A 14,250-nucleotide genomic window follows, 5' to 3' on the forward strand; every position below is an offset into this window, starting at 1 on the left:
CGACTGAATCCATTATTTTATCGATATATACAGTTTATTTTAAATAAAATTGACAATTAGCGTTAGTTAAAATCAAATATTATAAAACATGAAAACTGACAAAATCATCTATTGGATTGCCACAGGACTGATCTCAGCTCTGATGCTCCTGTCAGCAGGCATGTATTTTACCAATACAGAAGAGGTCAAATCCATCTTTATTCGTCTGGATTATCCGCCATATTTAGTGACCCCTTTAGCTATTGCCAAGGTACTAGCTATAGTAGCAATCGTTACACGGAGATCAAATACGTTGAAAGAGTGGGCTTATGTGGGGTTACTGATTGATTTTACTTTGGCATTTTTTGCTCACTATCAGGCGCAAGATGGGGGCCACACCTTAGCTGCCTTTGCTATAGTAACGCTTCTGATTTCTTACTTATTTGAGAAGAGAATATAAAAAAAGACCAGTCTTTAGAACTGGTCTTCCATTCATTTTTTACCATAGGTTTACATATGAATCGGTCTAGCATCAGTAGCTGCCAGACAAGCCTCCTTCACGGCTTCCATATAGGTCGGGTGTGCATGAGACATACGTGAAACATCCTCGGCAGAAGCTCTGAACTCCATGGCCGTAACTCCTGCTGCAATCATATCAGCCGCCCTTGCTCCAATAATGTGTACGCCTAAAATTTCATCCGTAGCCTTGTCAGCCAATATCTTCACCACTCCATCAGTATCCATACTGGCTCGGGCTCTTCCCAATGCCTTATATGGGAATGATCCTACCTTATAGGCTTTACCAGCTTCTTTCAATTGCTCTTCTGTTTGGCCAACTCCAGCTACTTCCGGCCAAGTGTACACTACGCCAGGAATCAAGTTGTAATTGATATGCGGCTTTTGCCCAGCCAACTGCTCAGCAACCAACACACCTTCTTCTTCAGCCTTATGCGCCAGCATAGCACCTTTCACCACATCTCCAATAGCATATATATTGTCAACTGAAGTTTTCAAATGATCATCTGTTTCGACTCTTCCAGCTTTGTCGGTAGAAATTCCCACGTTCTCCAGGCCAAGTCCATCAGTATAAGCTCTTCGACCAATAGATACAAGGCAGTAATCACCCTTCAATTCTAAAACCTCTCCTTTAGGTGTGTCAGCTTTCACAGTAACATTTTTTCCTTTGGATTCTACACCTGTCACCTTATGCTTCAAGTAGAATTTCACACCCAGTTTTTTCAATGACTTGGTCAGCTCCTTAGACATGGTACCGTCCATGCCAGGAATGATTCTGTCGAAGAACTCCACGACTGAAACTTCAGCGCCTAATCTCTTATACACAGAACCAAGTTCCAAACCAATTACACCACCACCGATGATGATCATGTGCTTGGGAATTTCTTTCAATTCCAAGGCCTCGGTACTGGTGATCACTCTTTTCTTGTCAATATTGATGAACGGCAATGAAGAGGGCTTCGAACCTGTGGCGATGATCACTTTATCGGTAGAAATGGTTTCTTCTTTTTCACCAGCAACTTTGATGGTGTTTTTGTCCACGAAAGATCCGTGACCATGAAAAACATCTATCTTGTTTTTCTTCATCAAAAACTGAATGCCGTCTGTATTGGCCTTCACCACATCCCCCTTTCTGGCAATCATTTGTTTGAAGTTGACCTTTGGAGCTGGAATATCGATCCCATGTTCCTTGAAGCTATGCTCTGCATCATGGAAGTGATGCGACGAGTCCAACAAAGCCTTGGACGGAATACAGCCTACATTCAGACAGGTACCACCCAGTGTATTATATTTTTCAACTATCGCGACCTTCATTCCCAGTTGTGCGCATCGTATCGCTGCCACATATCCACCGGGGCCAGATCCTATTACTGTTACGTCGTATTTCATATTATTGTATAATTAGATTTGAGTAATGGGTATTGAGACCCATACCCGCACTATTTTAATGAGTTCCTCAGGCTAAAAAGCATTTTTTGGATGTCTTGAATATCATTATTTAAGTCATTAAACTTTTTCCCTTCAATAAGGCCAACTTTGTTTGAAATAATCAGTTGGGTTTCCAATTCGCATGAGCTTCCATATGAATACCCTAGAAAATTGTTAAAGTCTTTATTCGTCGATCTACCAGATCCTTCAGCAATATTTGAAGGTATAGAAACTGAACATCTCCTGATTTGGCTTATCAATCCAAATTTCTCTTCAGACGGAAATGAATCAGTTTCTTCATAGATCTTTACTGCTAAATCCAACGACTTCTTCCAGACATTGAGCTCTTTGTAATTGTGCATAAGATTAGATATTTAGTTCAAAATTGAAGATACAAAAATCTAAAGTCACAATTCTCAGTACTCAAAACAAACTACTAGATGCCAAGCATCAACCTAGCCGGATCCTCAAGCAGCTCTTTAATTCTCACCAAGAAACTCACAGATTCACGTCCGTCAATAATTCTATGATCATAAGAAAGCGCTAAGTACATAATCGGCCTGATCTCCACTTGTCCGTAGATCGCCACAGGTCTTTCGACAATATTATGCATGCCCAATATTGCAGATTGTGGAGCGTTTATGATTGGAGTAGAAAGCATCGATCCAAAGATTCCGCCGTTGGTCACTGTGAACGTGCCACCTTGCATCTCATCAATGCTCAACTTATTATCTCTTGCCTTTTTAGCTAATCTTACCACTTCACTCTCCACCTGATTGAAGGAAAGCGATTCAGCATTTCTTATCACTGGCACTACCAGACCTTTCGGTGCTGATACCGCAATCGACACATCGCAGAAATCATTGTACACGATTTCATTTCCGTCAATCTGGGCATTTACTGCCGGCCATTCTTGCAAGGCTTGGCAAGCCGCTTTGATAAAGAAAGACATAAATCCAAGACCTACCTCATATTTGTCTTTGAAGGCATCCTTGTATTTCTTTCTAAGATCCATCACAGGCTTCATATCTACCTCATTGAAAGTAGTTAGCATTGCGGTTTCGTTCTTTACGGAAACCAAACGCTTCGCTACCGTTTTTCTCAATGGAGTTAATTTCTTTCTGGTCTGCTCTCTACCACCACCAAATGCAGGAGTAGCAGGAGCTGCTTCTTTCGCAGATGCAGAAGTTGCTGCTGGCGAAGATTTTTGTGCCGCTTGTGCATCTTCTTTTGTAATTCGCCCACCGACACCTGATCCGGTTAACTCACTTGCAGGGATTCCTTTTTCGGCTAATATTTTCGAAGCCGCCGGAGACGGATGACCAGCCGCATAACCTGGAGCCCCAGTAGGAGTTTCAGCTGTAGCTTCCGGTGTAGCAGAAACAGAAGGAGCAGGTGCTGCCGCACCGTCCATTACTTCGATTTTACAAATCAAAGCACCAATCTCGATGGTGTCGCCTTCCTGAGCGACGATCTTTAGTACACCTCGTGCTTCAGCGGCCAGTTCGAATGTTGCCTTGTCTGATTCGATTTCTGCTATAGGCTCATCAAGTTCAACTACATCTCCGTCTTGCTTCATCCAGGTACCAATCGTCACCTCTGTGATCGACTCACCGACTGTAGGTACCTTCATTTCTAACGTCTCACCCGTTTTTCCTCCAGATGAAGCTGGTGCAGCAGCTGGAGCTGCTTCGGCCTCAGCTTGCGGTGCAGCCGATGACGCACCTGCAGAAGCAGTTTCATCGATTGTACAAACTACTGTACCAATTTCGATAGTCTCACCCTCTTCCACTTTGATGGTAAGGATACCTGCTGCCTCGGCGTTAAGTTCGAATGTGGCTTTGTCAGATTCCAATTCACAGATGACTTCGTCCATTTCAACATAGTCGCCACTCTGCTTGGTCCATTGCGAAACCGTCACTTCGGTTATCGATTCACCAACGGTTGGTATTTTAACTTCAATCATTTCTTTATTGTTAAATTTTTTAAGTCTCGTTTGAATTTAAGAAAAGGCCTTGTTTACCAAGTCTTCTTGCTCTTGCTTATGTACTTTGGCATATCCAGTAGCTGGAGATGCAGCCGCTTTTCGCGAAATCACATCTTTAGTCACCTCTCTAAATACTCTAAGAATGAATGACCATGCTCCCATGTTTTCTGGCTCTTCTTGAACCCAATGTACGGTATCCACTTTGTACTTTTTGAGTTCAGCCATTACCTGCTTTTTAGGGAATGGATGCAATTGCTCCACTCTGATAATAGCTACATCTTTTCTCTTATCTGCTTGTTGTTTTTCGAGCAAATCGAAATACACTTTACCATTACACAACAAGACCTTCTTCACTTTCTTCGGGTCTGCATAATCGTCCCCAATCACTTCTCTAAATTTACCTTTAGTAAATTCATCCAGTTTAGAAACTACCTGAGGGTGTCTAAACAATGATTTGGGTGACATTAAAATACACGGCATTCTGAATGGCATGGCCAACTGCCTTCTGATCATGTGGAAGTAGTTGGCTGGTGAAGTCAAATTGCAGATATACATGTTGTTGCCCGAAGCCAACTGTAAATAACGCTCTGGTCGAGCATTTGAGTGCTCTGGTCCTTGACCTTCATAGCCATGAGGTAATAACAACACCAATCCATTCATCCTCCTCCACTTCGTATAAGAACAGGAAATAAACTGATCCACCATCACTTGAGCGCCATTGGCAAAGTCACCAAACTGAGCTTCCCATATAACCACTGCATTTGGATCCGCCATAGCGTACCCAAACTCAAACCCCATACAGCCGAACTCAGAAAGTAGTGAGTTGTATATTTTGAAATCTTTTTCACACCCGTCGATATGATCCAGGAAGCTATATGGCTCATTGGTATTCATATCTCGAACCACCGCATGACGATGTGAGAATGTTCCTCTCTTTGTATCCTGACCAGAAATTCTTACCGTTTTATTATCAAGCAACAAGGACCCATAAGCCAACATCTCGGCTGCAGCCCAGTTCAGTTCCTTTTTATCAAAAAACATCTCTTTTCGCTGCTTCAACACCTTGTCAATTTGCTTCAAAGGTTTGAATCCCTTAGGCACTTGCATCATTGCCTCTCCTACAGCCTTCACTGCTTTGCTAGAAATCGATGTATCAGGAGACTCATCAAAATCTTCCGGTCTGGATAGCCTCATCTCAGAGAATTCCTTCTCACTTTGTTGCAAAGTGTATGGCAATTTATCCTGCTTCACCTGGTTCAATCGGTCCTGAAGCATGGCCTTAAATTCTTTATCCATTGACTTGGCCAAGCCTGCGTCAATGTCACCCCTATCAATTAATGACTTATTATAAACCTCTCGTGGGTTGGCATGCTTTGATATTTTATTATAAAGAGATGGCTGAGTAAACTTCGGCTCATCAGACTCATTGTGTCCGTGACGTCTATAACAAACCATATCCACGAAAATATCTCTCTTGAATTTCTGACGATACTCAACAGCCATTTTCATACAAAATACTACTGCCTCTGGATTGTCGCCATTTACGTGTAATACTGGCGCATCCACCGTTTTGGCTAAGTCAGTACAGTAAATACTAGATCTTGCTTCATCAAAATCCGTTGTAAATCCTACTTGGTTGTTGATCACAAAATGGATGGTCCCTCCTGTAGAATAGGCCTCAAGCTTAGACATCTGAACCAATTCATATCCAATACCCTGACCAGCAATAGCCGCATCTCCATGGATTAGAATAGGCATGATTTTCGAATTGTCATTTTCATACAACCCATCAATTTTTGCTCTCGCAAAACCTTCAACCACTGGATTGACAGCTTCCAAGTGAGATGGATTAGGAGCCAACTTTAAATCAACCGTATTTCCTGAAGGCGTAACTACTTGGGATGAGAATCCCATATGATATTTTACGTCACCATCACCCATGGTTTGGTCTGGTACATATCCACCTTCGAATTCATTGAAGACTTGCTCGTAGGTCTTACCCATGATGTTTACCAACACATTGAGTCGACCTCTGTGTGCCATACCCATCACTACTTCTTGTACACCTAATTCGGCTCCCTTATTGATGGCTGCATCTAGGGCAGGAATAGTTGTTTCTCCTCCTTCAAGTGAAAATCTTTTTTGGCCTAGATATTTTGTGTGTAAGAAGTTTTCAAAAACCACAGCTTCATTCAGCTTTGAAAGGATTTGCTTCTTCTCTTCTACTGGTGGATTAAAATTGAGTGCCTCTCGCTCTACTTTCTCTTTGAACCATTCTAGTATATCTGGCTTACGGATATACATGTATTCAAAACCAACAGTTCCTTCATAAATATCCTTTAAGGAATCAACAATCTTCTTTAAGGAAGCCTTTCCAATACCGATTATATTTCCGCACTCAAATTCTGTTTCCAGATCTTCTTTTGACAATCCAAAATCTTCGATTTCTAGTAAAGCCCTTCTGTCCTTTCTTTGTCGTACAGGATTGGTGTTAGATTTTAAATGACCGCGAGAGCGGTAAGCATGAATCAAGTCACGAACAGCAAGCTCTTTGCTTGAAACTCCACCTGCTGCGTCACCCCCCTCTTCTCCATACTTTTGGAGAGAAAACTCAAAGCCTTCAAAAAATCGTTGCCATGAAACATCAACCGAATTGGGGTCAGTTTTATAAGATTGGTACATATCATCAATCACACCACTATGTGCATTGGCGATATAAGAATATTTATCCATTGGTTCTTTTATCTTTGCTGGCACAAATATAACACCCTCATCAAACAATTGAAAACCGTATAATCGTGTATCCAGTTATATTAGATATTATGAGTTATTCAAGCATTATGAAGAATTGTAATTTCATTGTTTAGTACTTTTTTAATTAATTCTAAAAAAAGCACTACATTTGCGGACTTTTTAATATACGTGGACGCGATCCACAACATTTAAACTATACCATATAAAATGGCAGTAAAAATTAGACTAGCCCGAAGAGGGCGAAAAAAACAGGCAATTTACGATGTAGTCGTAGCAGACGCCCGTGCGCCACGTGATGGCCGATTTATCGAGAAGTTAGGTTCGTACAACCCAAACTCTGACCCAGCATTCATCAGCATTGATGAAGAAAGAGCTTTCAAATGGGTTATGGATGGAGCACAGCCTACTGATACAGCGAGAGCAATTCTTTCATACAGAGGTGTGATGTACAAAAAACACTTACAAGTAGGTGTAAACAAAGGTGCAATCACTCAAGAAGATGCTGACAAGAAATTCGAAGCATGGATGAAGGAGAAAGAATCTAAAGTTCAGGGTAAAGTTGACACATTAGCGAAAGCTAAGGATGCAGCTAACAAAACCAAGCTAGAAGCAGAGGCTAAAGTGAATGCAGCCAGAGCAGAAGAAATTGCTAAGAAGAGATTAGCAATTGATGAAGCTGAAGCAGCAGCCAAAGCAGAAGCAGAAGCAGAAGCTCCGGCTGAAGAAGCACCTGCAGCAGAGGAAGCTCCAGCGGCAGAAGCAGCAACTGAAGCTCCAGCAGTAGAGGAGAAGAAGGAAGAGGCGCCAGCATCTGAAGCTAAAGAAGAAGCTCCAGCAGCAGAGGAAAAGCCTGCTGAAGAGGCTCCTAAGAAAGAAGACAAGGCCGCAGAATAATATAGGATGACGGTTGATGATTGCTACCAAATTGGTCATGTAATCAAGACCCACGGCTTAAAGGGAGAGGTTCAACTTTTTTTAGATGTTGACAATCCTTCTGAATATCAGGAAATGGAATCAATGCTCGTTCAACAGAACGATTCGTTGATTCCATTTTTTATTGAATATCTTCAAATCAACCCAAATAAATCAATTGCGAAGTTTGAAGAAGTGGATGATATAGAACAAGCTAAAGCGCTAGTCTCTTGTCAACTCTATTTACCACTAGACGTATTGCCAGAACTCAAGGAAGGTGAGTACTACTTACATCAATTGGTAGGCATGGAACTATATGATAAAGGAAGACATATAGGTGCAGTAAAGGAACTGTTTGAAATTGGACCTCAAGATCTTATTTCAGTTGTTCATCAAGAAAAAGAAATTCTTATTCCAATCAAAGACGAGATTCTGAAAAAAGTAGATCTCAAGGAAAACCGAATTGACGCGGAAATCCCCGAAGGATTGATAGATATTTATCTTGAAGATGAGAATTGATATTATCACATGCGTACCGGCCACATTTAGTGGTTTGATCGACCAGAGTATATTAAAAAGAGCTGGTGACAAAGGCTTGGCACATATACATGTACATGATCTGAGGGACTACGCCATCAACAAGCACAATCAAATTGATGACTATGCTTTTGGTGGAGGCGCTGGCATGGTGCTAATGATTGAGCCAATAGACAAATGTATTGCCAATCTCAAATCCGAAAGAGAATATGACGAGGTGATATACATGAGCCCCGATGGAGAAACACTTTCGCAAGGCATTTCTAATGAATTGAGCCTTCATGAAAATATCATTCTACTTTGTGGGCATTATAAAGGAGTCGACGAACGGGTTCGTGAACATCTGGTGACCCGTGAAATCAGTATCGGTGATTATGTTTTGACTGGAGGTGAATTGGCTGCCGCTGTGGTGGCGGACTCCGTTATACGATTATTGCCAGGTGTGATGAATGACGAGACTTCAGCATTGACTGATTCTTTTCAGGACGACCTCATCGCTCCACCTGTATATACGCGACCAGCAGAATACAAAGAATGGAAAGTTCCAGAAGTCCTAACTTCTGGTCATCAAGCAAAAATTGAAGCTTGGAGATTTGACCAACAAGTGCAAAGAACTAAGGCAAAAAGACCTGATTTACTTAAAAATTCAGATTCTGAAGATTGATTAAAGGAATTTCAATTTTATTTTGAATGCCTTTGAATTATTTAAAAAATAAATTTCTATATTTGCAGTCCGATTTTTGGAAGGGCATATAAAGCTAATAAAATGAGCGACTTAATTAAATTAATCGAAGACGAGTACAAAGAGAAGAGAGCAGCAATGCCTTCTTTTAACCCAGGCGATACTGTGAATGTTCACGTAAAGATCAAAGAGGGTAATAAAGAAAGAATTCAGCAGTTTCAGGGCACTGTTTTACAGATCAAAAACCCTAGCTCTAATGGCGAGACCTTCACTGTAAGAAAAATCTCTAGCGGTATCGCCGTAGAGAGAATTTTCCCAATGCTTTCTCCTAACATCGAGAAAATCGAAGTGTTGAGAAAAGGTAAAGTAAGAAGAGCGAAATTGTATTACCTAAGAGGTAGAAAAGGGAAAGCAGCTAGAATTAAAGAAAGAGTTTAATTCGGCCCTTTTGCCAAAAGATTTTGAGGTCCCGTTCCGGTAATTATCGGGACGGGACTTTTTTTGTTTCTAGTTTTGTAGTCAAACAGAAACCATTCACGTATTCACTTTAGCAAATGAATATCACCTTTTATAAATACCAAGGCACTGGAAATGACTTCGTGATGATCGACAACCGCGAAGGTGTATTCCCTCATAACACTAATCTGGTGAGCAAAATGTGCGATCGCAAATTTGGTATTGGAGCCGATGGACTCATTCTGATAGAGAACCATGAGACACTTGACTTTGAAATGGTTTATTTCAATGCAGATGGAAGTCAAAGCCTTTGTGGTAATGGAAGTAGGTGTGCCGTGGCCTTTGCCAATTTTCTAGGTGTAATCAAAGAACACACGAACTTCTTGACCATAGATGGTGAATACGAAGCCGATATAAAATCTGGGCTGGTTCACTTGCACATGCGAGACCAACATAGCCCCGAACGATTCGACTCTCACTATTTCCTGAACAACGGCTCGCCACATCACATCGAATTTGTAGAAAATGCGGAAGTACAAGACGTCTTTGCAAAAGGGGCAGCCATCAGGTATTCAGATCCATATCAGCCAAGCGGCACCAATGTCAACTTTGTTGAAATTAAGCCAAGCAATACCATTTTCGTTCGCACCTACGAACGAGGTGTAGAAGACGAAACACTATCCTGCGGCACAGGCATTACGGCGTCTGCATTAGCGGCAGCCAATCAGGGCTTGAAGAGCCCCATCGCTATAGAAGCCAAAGGCGGAAAACTCGAAGTACAGTTCGAACAAAAAAGCGACAATTCCTTCATAAACATCTGCCTGATCGGGCCTGCCGAGCAGGTTTTTGTCGGACAGTATGACATATAAAAAACTATCGGTTCGTTTTTTGTTATTACCCCTTCCAGATTCACGTCTAGAACAAAAAAGAAATTAAATTTACCGATTCAATAAAAACGTAAATATTCATGTTAAATATTATTACAAAAGGCATAGCCAAAGTATTTGGTACCAAGGCGGATAGGGATTTGAAGGAGTTGTTGCCTTATGTGGATTTGATCAATGGTGAATATGAGAAATTAGCCCAGATTTCAGACGATGAACTGAGAGGCAAATCTCAGGAGTTGAAAACAGAAATTGCTGAGTACCTCAAGTCTATAGATGACGAAATGGCTGCTTTGCATCAGCAGGTAGAAGACAACCCTGATCTAGACATCGTTGAAAAAGAAAACGTTTTTAATAAAATCGATGCACTCGAAAAGCAAAGAGACGAGAAGCTTGAAGAGAAATTGCTCGACATCCTGCCGCGAGCATTTGCCATCGTAAAAGACACTGCACGACGCCTGACAGAAAATAAAAAATTGACTGTGACAGCTTCCATGATGGACAAGCAGTTGGCAGCGACTAAAGAACATATAGAAATAAATGGTGAAACTGCCACCTGGCATAATGAATGGAAAGCATTCGGCCAAGATGTAGTTTGGAATATGGTTCATTACGACGTTCAGCTACTCGGAGGTGTCGTACTGCACCAAGGCAAAATTGCCGAAATGGCTACGGGGGAAGGCAAAACTTTAGTAGCCACACTTCCAGCTTTCTTGAATGGACTTTCAGGTAGAGGGGTTCACGTCATTACTGTGAATGACTACTTAGCCAAAAGAGATGCGGAATGGAACGCACCACTTTTTGAATTCCATGGATTGAAGGTAGATTGTATAGATAAACACCAACCAAGCACACCACAGAGAAAAGCTGCTTACGAAAGTGATATCATTTACGGCACGAACAATGAATTTGGCTTTGATTATTTAAGAGACAATATGGCTCGTCATCCAGATGAGTTGATGCAAGGCAAGCACCACTTTGCTATGGTCGATGAAGTCGATTCGGTATTGATTGATGATGCCAGAACACCATTGATTATTTCAGGGCCTATTCCCAAGGGAGACGAACACGAATTTTACGAACTAAAGCCAAGAATCAGCAAATTAGTAGACGCTCAGAGAAAGACCACTTCACAATTCCTAAATGAAGCTAAAAAATTAATCGCCGAAGGCAATGAAAATGAAGGCGGATTAGCACTATTCAGAGCATTTAGAGGATTGCCGAAATACAAGCCTTTGATCAAGTTTCTGAGTGAGACTGGTATCCGTCAGGTTCTTCAAAAAACAGAAAACATTTATCTGGCTGACAATCAAAAATTGATGCCAGAAGCTGATGAGCCTTTGTACTTCACAATTGATGAAAAAACGAATGGTATAGAGCTTACTGATAAAGGTATTGACTTGATTACAGGAGAAGGAGAAGATCAGAATTTCTTCATTCTACCAGATATTGGATTAGAGATTGCACAGCTGGAGCAAGACACTTCTTTGAGTGAAAACGACATGCTCCACAAGAAAGAAGAGTTGATTCGTGACTACTCCGTAAAAGGACAAAGAATCCATTCTGTAAACCAACTGCTTAAAGCCTATACCCTTTTCGAGAAAGATACAGAATACATCGTAGTAGAAGACAAGGTAAAGATTGTAGACGAACAGACCGGTCGTGTGATGGATGGTAGAAGATATTCTGACGGACTCCATCAAGCGATCGAAGCGAAAGAAAATGTAAAAGTAGAAGACGCTACGCAAACCTACGCGACCATCACATTGCAGAACTACTTCAGAATGTACCATAAGCTCGCCGGTATGACGGGTACGGCCGAGACTGAAGCGGGTGAATTCATGGAGATCTACAAACTGGATGTGATTGTGATCCCAACCAACCGTCCGATCCAAAGAAAGGATATGGAGGACAAGGTTTACAAAACCATCCGTGAAAAATTCAATGCTGTTGCTGATGAAATTGTAGAATTGACCCAAGCTGGAAGACCGGTTCTTGTCGGTACAACTTCAGTAGAAATATCTGAATTGATTAGCCGAATGCTGACCATGAAGAACATCAAGCATCAAGTACTTAATGCAAAACAACATGCCAAAGAAGCAGATGTAGTGGCGGAAGCCGGTAAACCTGGCACCGTGACTATCGCTACTAATATGGCTGGTCGTGGTACGGATATTAAGTTGACTCCTGAGTCGAAAGAAGCAGGTGGTTTGGCGATCATTGGTACCGAAAGACATGAATCCAGGCGGGTGGATCGACAGCTTCGAGGTCGGTCTGGTCGACAAGGAGATGTGGGTTCTTCTCAGTTCTTTGTTTGTTTGGAAGACAACTTGATGAGACTATTTGGCTCTGACAGAATCGCTCGAATCATGGATAGATTAGGATTGGAAGAAGGAGAGGTCATTCAGCATAGCATGATTACTAAGTCCATTGAAAGAGCACAAACTAAAGTTGAGGAAAACAACTTTGCTACTCGTAAGAATCTTCTCGAGTATGATGATGTGATGAACTCGCAACGTGAAGTGATTTACTCAAGAAGAAAGAACGCTCTTTACGGTGAAAGACTAGATCTTGACATTCTTAACATGCTTTATGACACTGCTGATGATATCGCCATTAATGCTAAAGCATCTGGTGACTTTGACAGTCTGAAGTTGAATTGCCTGGGCATCTTAGGCATGGACACTAAAGTGGATCAAGAGAAATTTGCTGGTCAAAGTCCTGAGCAATTAGGAGAAGACCTATACCATGAAGCATTGAATGCATACCACGCCAAGAACAAAATGGTATCGGAGCGTGCCTTGCCGGTATTAAAGAATATTCAATTGACCAGAGGGGCTACTGTAAAAGAAGTTCAAATTCCATTCAGCGACGGCAAAAAACAAATCGGTGTGGTAGCTGGCTTAGAGAAATCAATCGAGACGGAAGGCCGCGAAATGATAAAAGCCATGGAAAAAATGATCGCTCTAGCTATCATTGACCAAAGCTGGAAAGAACACTTACGTGAAATGGACGACTTGAAACAGTCGGTTAGAATGGCTGTTCACGAACAAAAGGATCCACTATTGATCTATAAGTTTGAAGCCTTCGAAATGTTCAAGCAGTTTTTGGCTCGGGTAAATGAAGATACCGTATCCTTTTTGACCAAATCAGAAATAGCGGTTCAGGAACCAGATGAGGTCCAAGAAGCTCGTCAACAAAGAGCCGCTCAGAACTATAGCGAATCCAAAGCAGATAGTGGCTCAGCTCTAGCAGCTAACAACCGTACAGCACCGGTAGAAAAAACTGCACCGATCAAGTCGGAGAAAGTATATGGCCGAAACGACAGAGTGACTGCACAATATGCAGATGGCACATTAAAAGAAGATGTGAAATTCAAAAGTGTAGAGGCAGATGTTGCTCAGGGAAAATGTGTAATTGTTGAAAGTTAGATACTGACTTTGTAACTTGAGTTATTGACCAGTTATTTTAAATTTCGTATTTTGAAAACCATTGTATCAAAGTCCGCCATCGTGTTTCCAATTGTCACCATTGCTACTCTCTTGCAGTTCTGTGCGCCCACAGCCTCAACAAGTACAAGCAATGCTGTGTATGAAGAAGACTTATCTATTTACAGACCTTCTTATACACTAGAAGATGAAACTGTAGCAGCAGAAAATTCAACAGAAGAATCATACACGTCAACTGTTGAATATGTGACCCCTACCAATGACATTAAAACGGAATTGGATACGGTGCTTTATAGAATTAAAAAGTCTCGAGAAAACATCAAATACGTGGATGGCTTTTCTATTCAACTCTACTCAGGCAATAACAGAGACAAAGCCAATCAAGTGAAAGTGAAAGTCTACGAGGTGCTCGAAGAACAGCGCCCCCGTGTGAGTTATGATCAACCAAACTATAAAGTCAGAGTTGGTGAATACTATTCAAGACTTGAAGCAAACACAGATTTTGTGACGCTGCAAAATCATTTTTCGAGGGCTGTACTGGTACCTGTGAAAATAAAAATTGGAGACTAATTTGTTTATCATTCCTTCAATTAAACTCACAGTACTTTAGATAGTTTTTAAATAAATCTAAGTGTCTTATTTTGTCTTAATCAACTTGGTGAATTT

The 14,250-nt window shown here is 41.3% G+C and carries 12 protein-coding genes; 8 read left to right on the plus strand and 4 right to left on the minus strand.

The features are described 5' to 3' along the window. The first annotated feature begins 88 nt into the window (after window positions 1–88). Complete coding sequence (locus ACOQO5_RS14345; RefSeq protein WP_420582375.1) at window positions 89–439, plus strand: DoxX family protein; 351 nt, start codon at window positions 89–91, stop codon at window positions 437–439. A gap of 50 nt (window positions 440–489) precedes the next feature. Here ACOQO5_RS14345 and lpdA read toward each other — a convergent pair whose 3' ends face one another. The 4 genes from lpdA to ACOQO5_RS14365 all read right to left on the minus strand — a co-directional run bounded on the left by lpdA (window position 490) and on the right by ACOQO5_RS14365 (window position 6,643). Then, complete coding sequence (gene lpdA, locus ACOQO5_RS14350; RefSeq protein ID WP_420582376.1) at window positions 490–1,884, minus strand: dihydrolipoyl dehydrogenase; 1,395 nt, start codon at window positions 1,882–1,884, stop codon at window positions 490–492. A 50-nt stretch (window positions 1,885–1,934) separates the two neighbouring features. Beyond that, window positions 1,935–2,285 (minus strand): four helix bundle protein, encoded by a 351-nt coding sequence (locus ACOQO5_RS14355; protein WP_420582377.1) that lies wholly within the window; start codon window positions 2,283–2,285, stop codon window positions 1,935–1,937. Between the two features lie 74 nt (window positions 2,286–2,359). Beyond that, window positions 2,360–3,889: a 2-oxoglutarate dehydrogenase complex dihydrolipoyllysine-residue succinyltransferase gene (odhB, locus tag ACOQO5_RS14360; protein WP_420582378.1), complete on the minus strand. Its 1,530-nt coding sequence runs from the start codon at window positions 3,887–3,889 to the stop codon at window positions 2,360–2,362. 36 nt (window positions 3,890–3,925) lie between these two features. After that, complete coding sequence (locus ACOQO5_RS14365; protein WP_420582379.1) at window positions 3,926–6,643, minus strand: 2-oxoglutarate dehydrogenase E1 component; 2,718 nt, start codon at window positions 6,641–6,643, stop codon at window positions 3,926–3,928. Between the two features lie 228 nt (window positions 6,644–6,871). Here ACOQO5_RS14365 and ACOQO5_RS14370 point away from each other — a divergent pair, with 228 nt between their 5' ends. The 7 genes from ACOQO5_RS14370 to ACOQO5_RS14400 all read left to right on the plus strand — a co-directional run bounded on the left by ACOQO5_RS14370 (window position 6,872) and on the right by ACOQO5_RS14400 (window position 14,154). After that, window positions 6,872–7,558, plus strand: a complete 687-nt coding sequence (locus tag ACOQO5_RS14370) for a 30S ribosomal protein S16 (RefSeq protein ID WP_420582380.1) — start codon at window positions 6,872–6,874, stop codon at window positions 7,556–7,558. A gap of 6 nt (window positions 7,559–7,564) precedes the next feature. Continuing rightward, complete coding sequence (gene rimM / locus ACOQO5_RS14375) at window positions 7,565–8,095, plus strand: ribosome maturation factor RimM (RefSeq protein WP_420582381.1); 531 nt, start codon at window positions 7,565–7,567, stop codon at window positions 8,093–8,095. After that, on the plus strand, window positions 8,085–8,777 hold the full coding sequence (trmD, locus tag ACOQO5_RS14380; protein WP_420582382.1) for a tRNA (guanosine(37)-N1)-methyltransferase TrmD: 693 nt from the start codon (window positions 8,085–8,087) through the stop codon (window positions 8,775–8,777). The genes rimM and trmD overlap by 11 nt, the downstream gene beginning before the upstream one ends. Before the next feature lie 102 nt (window positions 8,778–8,879). After that, window positions 8,880–9,233 (plus strand): 50S ribosomal protein L19, encoded by a 354-nt coding sequence (gene rplS, locus ACOQO5_RS14385; protein WP_420582383.1) that lies wholly within the window; start codon window positions 8,880–8,882, stop codon window positions 9,231–9,233. Window positions 9,234–9,349: 116 nt separating this feature from the next. Next, window positions 9,350–10,120 carry a diaminopimelate epimerase gene (gene dapF / locus ACOQO5_RS14390; RefSeq protein WP_420582384.1) on the plus strand — a complete coding sequence of 257 codons (771 nt, stop codon included), beginning with the start codon at window positions 9,350–9,352 and terminating at the stop codon, window positions 10,118–10,120. A 98-nt stretch (window positions 10,121–10,218) separates the two neighbouring features. After that, entirely contained in the window at window positions 10,219–13,566 is a 3,348-nt protein-coding gene (gene secA / locus ACOQO5_RS14395) for a preprotein translocase subunit SecA (RefSeq protein WP_420582385.1), read from the plus strand. Window positions 13,567–13,617: 51 nt separating this feature from the next. Continuing rightward, the gene (locus ACOQO5_RS14400) at window positions 13,618–14,154 is read left to right on the plus strand and encodes an SPOR domain-containing protein (protein ID WP_420582386.1); all 537 of its coding nucleotides are present in this window, start codon (window positions 13,618–13,620) and stop codon (window positions 14,152–14,154) included. The last annotated feature ends 96 nt before the right edge of the window (window positions 14,155–14,250 follow it).

Origin of the sequence: Reichenbachiella sp., assembly GCF_965223055.1 — a bacterium.
GTDB lineage: Bacteria > Bacteroidota > Bacteroidia > Cytophagales > Cyclobacteriaceae > Reichenbachiella.